Here is a 12,196-nt window from a genome sequence, read left to right as displayed (position 1 = left end):
ACAATTTGACAATTTAACAATTAATAAAGTGGTCTTATGAACAGCCTTCAAAATGACCAACGCATCGTCATGACGCTGGATGCTGGCGGAACAAACCTGGTATTCAATGCTGTACAGGGTGGGCAGGAAGTCCTGCAGCCCTTTGTTTTACCTGCCCGCCACGACACCCTGGAGAAAATGCTGACTACGATCGTGGATGGCTTCCGTGAAATAAAAATACAATTGAAAGACAAACCTGTTGCTATCAGCTTTGCATTTCCGGGGCCTGCAGAATACGAGCAGGGGATCATCGGGGATCTGGAGAATTTACCGGTCTTCCGCGGAGGCGTAGCGCTGGGGCCTGCCCTGGAAGAAAAGTTTGGCATACCGGTATACATCAACAACGACGGCGACCTGTTCACCTACGGGGAAGCCCTGGCGGGTTTGTTACCGGAAATCAATGAACTGCTCGAAAATAGGGGTAGCCCCAAACGATACCGGAACCTGTTCGGCGCCACCTTCGGGACAGGATTTGGCGGAGGGATCGTTTTAAAAGGTGAACTGTTCACGGGGGATAATTCGGCTCAGGCAGAAGTCAACCGCATGAGGAACAGGCTGTATTCAAATTACAGTGTGGAAGAGAGCACCAGCATACGCGGAGTACAACGGGTGTATGCCAGGGAATCCGGAGATCATTCTGCCATCTCTCCCAAGGATATCTACGAGATCGGAATGGGGCTCAGACCTGGTCATAAGGCAGCTGCCATCAAGGCATTTGAGGAGCTTGCCATCGTTGCAGGTGATACATTTGCCAACGCCATCACCCTGGTGGATGGACTTGTGGTGCTGGGCGGAGGACTGTCGCGTGCCTATCCGTTGTTCCTTCCCCGCCTGGTGGAAGAGATGAATGCTTCGTTTGAGACCGCAAAAGGGTCGGCATTGCCCCGGATGGAAATTCTGGCTTATAACCTGGAGGATCCGAAAGAACTGGAACTCTTCCTGACCGGCGATGCCCGCGAGATCCAGGTGCCGTTTTCAACGAAAACCCTGAAATACGACCCCCTGAAAAGGATCGGTGTCGGATTCCGCCGGCTGGGGACAAGCCGTGCCGTTTCGATCGGCGCCTATGCTTTCGCGCTGAACAGGCTTGGAAGTGATCATCCTAAGGCAGGTCACCCTGTAATATAATTGTTTTTTCCGGTCACAAAACAGGGATATTTATCCTGTATAATGTATTAATCCATAATTTTGCACCCACAAAGCGCGAAGCATTCAACATAATTAAAGGATTTGACCCCTGGCAAACCCTGGGGAATTTACCCATTTACCCCTTCCCCGTGCAGGGGTAGGGTACACTAAAAAACCTAAAACGATGGACAGAAAAAAGATACATTTGATCACGATGTCAGGTAAAGTTATCATGGGCCTTTCCCTTATGTTTTTGATAAGCATAGGATCATTTGCTCAAAGGTACAGTTATACGGACAGCTGGGGAGAGCAGGGATTTACACTGGTAGAGGAAACCCCGGCAGGCGTTGTCATTAGGTTCAGTATCCAGGATTTTTCAATGACTGATCACCTCATCAACGGCGAGGAGATGAAGGCGATACAGTTGCCCGGGGCCCTGCTTCAAAACAATGAAGGGGCTCCCAACCTTCCCGGCAGAGGTAAATACATTGCCCTGCCCCAGGGTGCCACCGCAAAGATTGCCCGCCTGGAAACCAGGACTGTCCGCTTTCAGGACCTGAATATCGCTCCCGCACCCCGGCTGCCGCTGGTCACTGACCTGCCCCCCCTCCACTTTGAAAAGGATAATGATATTTACAGTAAAAATGAATTTTATCCGGTGCAGCCGGTTCTCTTGTCCCCGCTGCAAAAAGTCAGGGGCGTTGATGCCGTCATCCTCGGGATCACTCCTTTTCAATACAATCCCGTTACCCGGGAACTCATCGTTATCCGTGACATCACCGTTGAAGTCACGTTCGAAGGCGGAAACGGACAATTTGGTGAGGACCGTTACCGCAGCCGCACGTGGGATCCCATTCTGCGGGATCTTTTCATCAACCAGGAATCCCTTCCTGTAATCGATTATGAAAGCCGCCTGAACGATTCACGTGACTATAACTGGGAATATGTCATCATCACACCCGATAATCCAGCTTACATAAACTGGGCCGATTCTCTCCGAAAGTGGAGAAATGCCCAGGGAATCCGTACAGGGGTGGTCACACTCGGCCAGATCGGCGGGAACTCAGCCTCTTCCATCGAAAACTACATCAATGATGCCTATAACAACTGGCCAATACCGCCTTCTGCCTTCCTGCTGCTGGGTGATTACGGTACTTCAGGCGATAAATGCATCGTATCACCGATCTATGATGGGTACTGCATTTCCGACAACCTCTATGCTGATGTGAACGGGGATCATATGCCGGATGTTGCCCTGGCCAGGATAACGGCCAACAGTCTTGAGCAGCTGAATACGATGATCGGCAAGATGATGGATTATGAGCTGTCGCCACCCACCGATCCGGATTTCTACGACCACCCCGTTTCTGCCGGAGGCTGGCAGAGCGACCGTTGGTTCATCCTGTGTGCGGATGTCTGCCTGGGATTCTGGCAGTACGGACTGGGTAAAGAACCCGTCAGAGAATATGCCGGCTATGGATCAGGAGCTCCCTCCTCCTGGTCATCCAACCCCAATACAGGAATGGTGGTCGATTATTTCGGGCCCAACGGATTGGGCTACATCCCACAGGTCCCCTCCCATCTGACCGATTGGGGAGGAAGTGCAACCCGTATCAACACCGATCTCAATGCAGGTGCCTTCGCCATCGTTCACCGGGATCACGGCACTGAAAGTGGCTGGGATTCACCCAGTTATTTAACTTCCAATTTGAGTGGGCTGGTTGATAATCCTCTTTCCTTTGTTTTCTCGCTGAATTGTCTGACCGGTAAATTCAACCTGGGTGGTGACTGCTTCGCGGAAGGATTCCACAAGCATGCATCCGGTGCACTGGGGATCATAGCCGCAACGGAAGTGTCCTATTCGTTCGTCAACGATGCCTATGCCTGGGGATTATGGGACCACATGTGGCCCCAGTTCGACCCGGGATATGGCCTGCCGGCAACCAATTCTCACTGGATCCAACCCTGCTTTGCCAACGCATCCGCGAAATACTACCTTCAGGCTTCCAACTGGCCCTACAATCCTCAGGATAAACCTGTTACTTATTATCTGTTCCATCATCACGGGGATGCCTATATGTATGTTTACAGCGAGGTACCCCAGAACCTTATGGTCAATCACCAGGAGGAACTGGCGCCTGGTGCCACTACTTTTACGATCACTGCCACGCCGGGAGCACTCGTGGGCCTTTCCGTCAACGGGAATTACCTGTCCAGTTCCATCGCAACTGGTTCAGCACAGAACCTGAACATCGCTCCCCAGCCGCAGGGCTCAATCGTGAAGGTTGTGGTCACCAAACAGAATTACCAGCGGTATGATGCGAACATCCCGGTGGTAGGCCCTCCCACCCAGGCAACTTCCCCCATTCCGGGCAACCACGCACTAAAGGTGGCACCGTTTACCAGCCTGCACTGGAGCCCGGGACAACTGGCCGGCGTTGACTACTTTAAGATCTATCTTGGAACCGACAATCCTCCCGGTAATCTGCTGAACGGACTGATGGTCACCGATACATTCCTTGTACTGCCAGCTCCCCTTGCGTTTGAGACACTCTATAACTGGCGGGTGGACTCCTATAATGTTTACGGGGATACCCAGGGCACCCTGTGGGATTTTACGGTTGAGCCGCCACCGGACGAAAATTTTGAAACAGGCGACTTTTCATCGTTCGACTGGTATTTTGAAGGAAATGCCAACTGGCAGACCACCACGGCCCAATCCCGTCACGGATCCTATTCCGCACGGCCGGGTACTGTTTCCGCCGGACAGTCGTCGTCACTCCTTGTTGAAAATCAATCAGAATCCGTTTTCCCGGTACCTGTCTCCTTCTGGGTGAAAACTTCCACAGTGGAAGGCGCCAATACACTTCAGTTCCTTATTGACGGCGAGCTCAAAGGGGAATGGAGCGGCGAAACCGACTGGGTTAAAGGTCAATTCACCTTTGTTGCCGGGTTGCACACGTTTGAATGGAAATACAACAAGACCCAGGCCGAGGGGTCGGACCAGGATGTTGTTTGGCTGGATTACATCAAGTTTCCTCCGGGATCGCTGCCCCTCAGTGTGAATGCCGGAGAGAATGTGATCCAGTGTGCGGGGAACGACCAGCAACTGAACGGGACTGCCACGAATTACACCAGCCTTTTATGGACAACGTCAGGAGACGGGTCTTTTAATGATCCTTCCATCCTGGATGCCCTTTACACACCCGGACAGGGCGATCTGCAATCCGGTATGGTTACCCTTACCCTGACAGCCTTCAGGAATGAAAACAGCACCAGCGATGACCTGGTGCTCACCCTTCAACCTGCACCGGCAGTATCGGCGGGCGAACCTGAGACCATCTGCGTGAATGAAGTTTTTGAATGCTCGACCTCTTCAGCGGACAATTACCAAACCCTTCTCTGGACCACCTCCGGCGATGGGATCTTTGATGATCCCACCCTGCTGAATCCAACCTACATACCCGGTCCTAACGACACTGCCGCCGGACAGGCCGAACTTCTGCTGACCGCCACCGGAAATGAACCCTGCGGCGAGATTTCCGGAGGACTGCTCCTAACCATCAACCCTCTGCCGGAGATACCCGTAACTCCTGTAGGCCCTGCCGAAGTGGATATCTATTACAATCCTGTGACCGTCTTCTCAACAGAAGGAGCACCCAACGCCCAGTATTATTCATGGAATATAGAGCCCTCAGAAGCGGGAAATTTCGACAGTGATAATTCAAACTGTGTCATCAACTGGAATCCGGAATTCCAGGGAGATGTTTCCATTGCGGTCAAAGGAATCAATGAATGTGGTGAGGGATCCTACTCTGACCTACTGGAAGTGGTGGTTTACAATACCGTCGGCATTGGCGATCAGGATCACCCGGGATTGAAGGTAAATATTGTCCCAAATCCCAGCAATGGAGAATTTGTCATCCAGTTCTATGCCGAAAAAGCATTGACCCTGGATGTTCTGCTCACGTCACCCACCGGAGAGATCATCTTCTCGGAACATAATCTTCATGTCAGCGGTCCGGTGAATAAAACATACGACCTCAGCAAACAGGAGGAAGGTGTGTATTTCATCCAGATCAGGAACAATGAACTGCTTGAGACCAGAAAGATCATCATTTTACGATAGTACATTTATTGGGAATTACTCATAGAATACACCGAACTAATTCAATCCGCATTATGAAAAGAATCCTGGTACTTTTTTCCGCAATGGTTTCCATCTTCATTGCAAAGGCAGGGGAATGGACGCCTGTTGGTTCCGATTCCCCCAGGGCTGCATCCATCGAACTGGTATCCTCTACCGTGGAAGTATCCACTGTCAGACTGACACTGGAAGGTTTCTTTCAGCAGGAAGTAAAGACTCCCGCAGGGTCCGCCGTGATCATCCGTTCCGGTGAGGGAACCCCGATCCTTGAGGCCGGATCGCCCGACCTGGAAAAACTCACCGTATCGTTGATCATCCCCGACAGGGCCCTCATGCAACTTGAAGTAGTATCCGCAAATTACAGGGAATTCACGGATGTGGAAGTGGCGCCTTCCAAAGGCAATTTCACGCGCGATATTGATCCCTCGACAGTACCCTACACATACGGAACAGCTTATTCGATGGATCAATTCTTCCCCGGACAACTGGCCGACCTGGGAGATCCGTATATCCTCAGGGATTACAGGGGTCAGACCATCCGGATCTTTCCGTTCCAGTACAATCCGGTGACGAAGATCCTGCGTGTCTACACGGATATGACCGTGACGATCCGCCAGATCAGTGAAAAGGGTATCAATCCCCTCCATCGCAGGGGTGAAATGACAACCGTAGACTTTGATTTCAACAAACTCTATCAGCGTCATTTTCTCAATGCAAAACAAACGCGATACACACCCGTGGAAGAAGAAGGCAACATGCTGATCATCTGTTACGGGGATTTCCTGGATGAAATGGAACCGTTCATCGAATGGAAAAAACTGATGGGAAGACCGGTTGAAATGGTGGATGTGGCCCAGATGGGAAATTCAGCAGCCATAAAATCCTACGTGGCTGAATACTACAATGCGAACGGGCTCACTTATCTTTTACTGGTTGGTGATGGCCCGCAGATTCCACCCAGCTTTTCCTCGGGCGATTCAGACAACGATTATAGCTATATTGTAGGTGCAGATCATTATCCCGACATTTTTGTCGGCCGCTTTTCCGCTGAAAACGGCGAACAGGTGGCCACCCAGGTCACCCGAACCATTTCCTATGAAAAAAATCCAAACGATGATCCGGACTGGTACACAAGAAACCTTGGGATTGGCTCGGGCCAGGGACCCGGTGACGACAACGAAATGGATTACCAGCATATCCGTAACATGCAGACCGACCTGATGAACTACACTTATGACTATAATGCCGAATTATTCGATGGCAGCCAGGGAGGCAACGATGCTCCCGGCAACCCCAATCCTTCAATGGTAGCCGCTGAAGTCAACACCGGCACCAGCATTATCCTGTACTGCGGTCATGGCAGCGCCAGTTCCTGGGGTACCTCCGGTTTTTCAAGCAGTGACATCAACAGCCTGCTGACCAATGCCGGGATGTTGCCCTTTATCTGGTCAGTTGCCTGTGTCAATGGTGACTTCAAAAACAACACCTGTTTTGCAGAAGCGTGGCTAAGGGCCACCCACGAGGGGCAACCCAAAGGTGCCATTGCCACACTGATGTCAACGATCAATCAGTCGTGGAACCCGCCCATGGAGGGCGAGGATGAAATGGTTGACATCCTGGTGGAAAGTTATACCGATAATATTAAACGAACCTTCGGCGGGCTGTCGATGAATGGCTGCATGAAAATGAATGATTCCTACGGCTCAGGCGGGTTTGAGATGACCGATACGTGGACCGTCTTCGGTGATCCATCGGTTGTGGTACGTACGGCTCCTCCTGCCAATCTGACCGCCAACTACCAGAATCCCCTTCCGATGGGATCCACGCAGCTCTTTGTGAGCACCAATGCCAGCGAAGGACTCGTCTGCCTGTCGCTCAACGGAGAGATCATCGCCACGGCCTACCTATCCGCCGGAGGATCCGCCACCCTTACCTTCCCGCCCATCAACAATCTTCAGACCCGGCAACTCACCGTGACGGCGTACAACATGAAGCCCTTCCTCGGCAACCTGCAGATTTCAGGCGCTCCGGTGCCGCCATCCACTCCGTTTCCTTCCAATGGATTCCCGTTGGCCATGCCGTTCACCGACCTGAGGTGGAGCCCGGGTCCCGGAGGTATTCCGGACTATTACAAAGTCTACTTCGGAACCAATAACCCACCCACCAACATCGTCAACGGAACCACGGTGAATGATACCCTGTTCATCCTCCCTGAAGAACTTGATTTTGAAACACACTATTACTGGCAGGTCAAATCCTTCAATGAATATGGAGATGCCACCAGTGATGTCTGGAACTTTACCGTCGCCTCACCCCCGGACGAGGATTTTGAATCGGGAAGCTTTTTTGGATCGGACTGGTATTTTGCTGATGATGTGCACTGGATCATTGATGATGATTTTGCCCGCCACGGGAATTTTGCTGCCAAATCGGGTACGGTCGACGCAGGTATGACCTCCTCCCTGCTGATCAATCATCAGTCTGAATCCCTTTTCAACGTCAAACTATCCTTTTATTACAAAGTATCCTCACTGGAAGGGCAAAATGTTCTCCAGTTCCTGATGGATGGAACCCTTATGGGTGAATGGAGCGGAGAGATCGACTGGAAGGAGGCCGTCTATAATCTGACTCCGGGATTGCACACGTTCGAGTGGAAATACATCAAAACTGCATTGGCCGGACCGGAAGAAGATCATGCCTGGATCGACTATATTGAGTTCCCGGCCGAAACCCTTCCGATCATCGTGCATGCCGGTGAAGATGGCCAGGTCTGTGAGGCCGGTGAATATCCGCTGGGAGGTTCAGCCTTGAATTATACCTCCATCCTCTGGACAACCTCCGGTGATGGCCTGTTTGACGATCCTGCCCTGCTCAATGCCACCTACACCCCCGGGAATGCCGACCTTGAATCCGGACAGGCAATCCTGACACTAACAGCGTACCGGGACAATCTCAGCAACAGTGATGATTTGGTTCTCCTTGTCCACCACGCGCCCTGGGTGTTTGCCGGTGAAACGGGCCAGACCTGCGAGGGGTCAGCCTACGGATGTGCAGGCGCTGAAGAAGCATACAGCGCTTCCCTCATTTGGAGCACCTCCGGTGACGGCACCTTTGACGATCCCACCATCCTTCATCCGGTTTATACTCCTGGTTTGAACGATATCGCCTCTGGATCAGCTATCCTCACACTGGTTGCAACCGGCATGGGACCGTGTACAGAAACATCCCATTCCATGCCGCTGACCATCCAGGCGTTGCCCGGAACGCCACCAGTGCCCGATGGACCAACCTACGTCGACATCTACTATACACCCACCAGTTCATTTACCACTTCAGGTTCAGATAACGCGCTTACATATACCTGGAGTATTGACCCTGCGAATGCAGGCAGCTCCGACAGCGAAGGAATGCTGTGCGTCGTCAGCTGGAATCCGGATTTTCTGGGAACAGCCACCCTGCGGGTGAAAGGAATGAGTGACTGCGGGGAAAGCGCCTATTCGGAAGGACTCGATGTTCTGGTAGGTAATACGGTGGGTTTCAGTGAGCCCGAAGATGGTCAAACGATCATCATTCGTCCCAATCCCAGCAATGGTGTATTTACAATGGAAATCGAACAACTCCCCGGTGAAAATATCAGCATCCGCATCCTGGACTCGGCCGGCAATGCCGTCGTCCAGGAATCTGATTTACCGGCCGGCAACACTTACCGGAAAACATATCACCTGGGTAAACCGGGGCTGTATTTTCTTATGGTGGATGGAACTGATTTCCACGCCCGTGAAAAAATCGTGATCCGGTAACATCGTTTTCACACGAATGAATAAACTCTTCACGGTCATCGTTCTGTTATTTTCCTTCCACCTGATGGCGCAAACTTCCTGGCGGGATCAGGAAATGGAAGTGAAAATAGCGCTGAAGGATGCCCGTCAGATGGAGCAGCTGCACCAGCTTCGCCTGAACGGCGATGTTTATCCTGACGCAACTGGCCGGTTGTATCTCATCCCTTCCGAACTGGAAAAGATCAGCCAGCTGGGTATTGCGTATGAAATCCTGATACCCGACCTCAATTCCCATTACCAGGATTTCTGGGATACCAGGGAAGAATACCATTCCTATCAGGAGATCATTGATCTGGCAGACAGCCTCGCCCAGTTCTTTCCGGCGATCTGCCAAAAGACAGTGCATGGGTATTCCATGGAAGGGCGGCAACTCGCCTCCCTGAAGATCAGCGATAACGTCACCCTGAACGAAACCGAAGCCGTGATGTGGTTCGACGGGGGCATTCACGGCGATGAAATCGGCGGGGCGGAAAACCTGATCCGTTTTGCACGCGATCTTTGCCTTGGCTACGGCAATGATGATGAGATCACCACCCTGGTCAACAGCCGTGAGATCTGGATCTACCTGATGGTGAACCCGGATGGAAGGGTAAATATGGTCAGGTACAATTTGAACGGAGTGGACCTGAACCGCGACTGGGGATATATGTGGGATGGTTGGGGTGGCAGTACCGGTGCATATTCCCAGGTAGAGACCAAGGTGATGCGGGATCTGTTTTTTTCGCTTCAGCCATCGGTGAGCCTGACCTACCACAGCGGCGTTGAACTCGCGCTTTATCCATGGGGTTACCGCTACAGTCAGGCCAATGACAATGCCCATCTGAGTTTCATTGCGCACCACTACTCTGACGTATCAGGTTACGAAAACCTGGTGGCTGAGCAATCGGTCGAACTTTATCCTGTCAGCGGAGGATCAACGGATGTATACTACGGGGTCCAGGGCTCGGCAGGGCTCACGGTCGAACTCTCCGATGAAAAACAACCTCCTGTCAGCCTGCTGATGCATTATTATTTGATCAACTATCCCTCCATGATCGCCATGGTACGGCAGGCAGGCTATGGCATTGAAGGGATCGTTACAGATGCCCTGACCGGAAATCCCGTACAGGCACTGATCTATGTCAGCAATTACTACCCGGTGTATTCAGACTCGCTGATCGGTGATTTTCACAAATTTGTGCTGCCGGGAACCTATTCTGTAAAAATTGCGGCGAATGGTTATGAAAGTGCAACCGTTGACAATGTTGTGGTGAATGAAAACAGTTCAGCCTACCTGCCGGTCGAACTGACTCCCTCTGAGAACCATTTCGCTTACCAGGTTATTTCCACACGGATCCCGGGCATCAATAACAATGATGAGGGTTATACACCCGGCATTCTGGGGACCCCTGATGATATTCGTTACAGCATCGGGAAAAATGGATGGATCGTCGTTGATTTGCAGCAGGTCATTCTCGATGGGATCGGTGATGAAATTATCGTTTATGAGGGCGACGACACTCCTGAAAGTTTTAGCTGCTTTGCCGGGAGTTCACCCGACGGACCGTGGAACTTGCTCGGAACAGGTACAGGTACCACCGCCTTTGACTTTGCCGATGGACTTGTTGCTGACGCCCGCTATATCAAGATCCTTGACGATGGAGACGGTTCAAGCCTGGTGAGCGATGCGGGATTTGATGCGGACGCCGTTGAAGTGAAAGACCACCCGTCCGGTACCCATCTCACCCTGCTGTTGTTCGTACTGGATGATGTCAATGGAAATGATGATGGCTTTCTTGATCCGGGTGAAGCTGCAGATCTTTGGATCACGCTCCGCAACAATGGGGACATTCCTGCCGAAGAGGTCACGGCGGTGCTGTCCACCGGGCAACTCTTCATAACCATCGATTCTGCAAATGCCACCCTGGAAAATATGGCCTTCGGTCAGTCCTCTTCGGCTCATTTTGCCATTAGCGCCAGTGAACTTACACCGATGGGAACCGTTTTTAACCTGGTCCTGTCCGTTGAGGCCAACGACAACGCGTATGTAAGAACATTTTATTTTGATCTGCCGGTAGGGCGGATCAGTGAAGACTGGGAAACAGGGACCCTGGATCAGTTCGACTGGCAAACCGGTGGCATTGCTTCCTGGTCGGTTGTCCAGAACCAGGCGTGGGAAGGTTCCTGGTGTGCACGCTCCGGCAGTTTCCCAAACAATGGCTCGTCAACGCTTTCCATCACCCTCGACGTCGTGGCCGGCGGGCAGATCTCTTTTTTCAGGAAAGTCTCCTCGGAAGCCGGATATGATTTCCTGGAGTTCCATATAGATAACACCCTGACCGGTGCCTGGTCTGGCGAGGCCGGCTGGGAACAGGTAACCTATGATGTGAGCCAGGGAACCCATACTTTTGAATGGATCTATTCAAAGGACTATTATGCCTCCGAAGGAAGTGATTGTGGCTGGATTGACTTCATACGGTTTCCACCCCTTCCGGTGACCAGTCTGGGGACCATCACCGGCACGGTGACCGACCTGACCTCCGGGCTTCCGCTGGAGAACGCATCCATCAGCGGAGTAGCACTCACCGGAAGCGACGGAAGCTATTCCTTCCAGCTGAGTGAAGGCACCTATGAACTCTGTGCATCGGCTGATGGCTATGAAACACTCTGCCTTGAAGTCAATGTGATGACCGGCCAGGCAACCGTTACCGATTTTCAGCTGATGCCCGCCTTTGGGATGACCCACCCTGCACGGGCTGATCAGGTGCTCCAGGTCTTCCCCAATCCATCGGATGGAAGGGTCACTATTGAATTGACCGGAGAATCCTCCTCACTGGCAAGAGTTGAAATCTATTCCGTAACCGGTAACCTTGTTCAAACACTGGGTGATCCTGATCAAGGTTCAGGTTACGCTACCTATACCTGGGATGGGAAAGACCAATCAGGCAATGAAGTCCCGCAGGGGATCTACCTATGTAGAGTTTTTCTGGCTGACAGAAACCTGACCATAAAACTGTTCAGATTCTAAAAAGACGGTATCAACGGGGAGTTTACCCATACAGAT

4 protein-coding genes are annotated in these 12,196 nt (G+C 51.8%); all 4 read left to right on the top strand.

Annotation, left to right across the window (positions count from 1 at the left end):
• Window positions 1-36: 36 nt before the first annotated feature.
• The 4 genes from PKI34_01015 (at window position 37) to PKI34_01000 (ending at window position 12,160) form a co-directional block, all read left to right on the top strand.
• Window positions 37-1,167: an ROK family protein gene (locus PKI34_01015; protein HNS16385.1), complete on the top strand. Its 1,131-nt coding sequence runs from the start codon at window positions 37-39 to the stop codon at window positions 1,165-1,167.
• A 214-nt stretch (window positions 1,168-1,381) separates the two neighbouring features.
• The gene (locus PKI34_01010; protein HNS16384.1) at window positions 1,382-5,296 is read left to right on the top strand and encodes a C25 family cysteine peptidase; all 3,915 of its coding nucleotides are present in this window, start codon (window positions 1,382-1,384) and stop codon (window positions 5,294-5,296) included.
• A gap of 53 nt (window positions 5,297-5,349) precedes the next feature.
• Entirely contained in the window at window positions 5,350-9,114 is a 3,765-nt protein-coding gene (locus PKI34_01005) for a C25 family cysteine peptidase (protein ID HNS16383.1), read from the top strand.
• A 16-nt stretch (window positions 9,115-9,130) separates the two neighbouring features.
• Window positions 9,131-12,160, top strand: a complete 3,030-nt coding sequence (locus PKI34_01000; GenBank protein ID HNS16382.1) for a M14 family zinc carboxypeptidase — start codon at window positions 9,131-9,133, stop codon at window positions 12,158-12,160.
• Window positions 12,161-12,196: the final 36 nt, after the last annotated feature.

It is taken from the genome of Bacteroidales bacterium, assembly GCA_035342335.1.
Lineage (GTDB): Bacteria > Bacteroidota > Bacteroidia > Bacteroidales > JAGONC01 > JAGONC01.
Note: the sequence above shows the minus strand (reverse complement) of the source record. Positions and strands in the feature narration are given on the sequence as shown.

Bases quoted from the DNA above. Each gene is read 5' to 3' on its own strand.
- PKI34_01010 (HNS16384.1), top strand. From the start codon at position 1,382: ATGTCAGGTAAAGTTATCATGGGCCTTTCCCTTATGTTTTTGATAAGC.
- PKI34_01005 (HNS16383.1), top strand. From the start codon at position 5,350: ATGAAAAGAATCCTGGTACTTTTTTCCGCAATGGTTTCCATCTTCATT.
- PKI34_01015 (HNS16385.1), top strand. From the start codon at position 37: ATGAACAGCCTTCAAAATGACCAACGCATCGTCATGACGCTGGATGCT.
- PKI34_01000 (HNS16382.1), top strand. From the start codon at position 9,131: ATGAATAAACTCTTCACGGTCATCGTTCTGTTATTTTCCTTCCACCTG.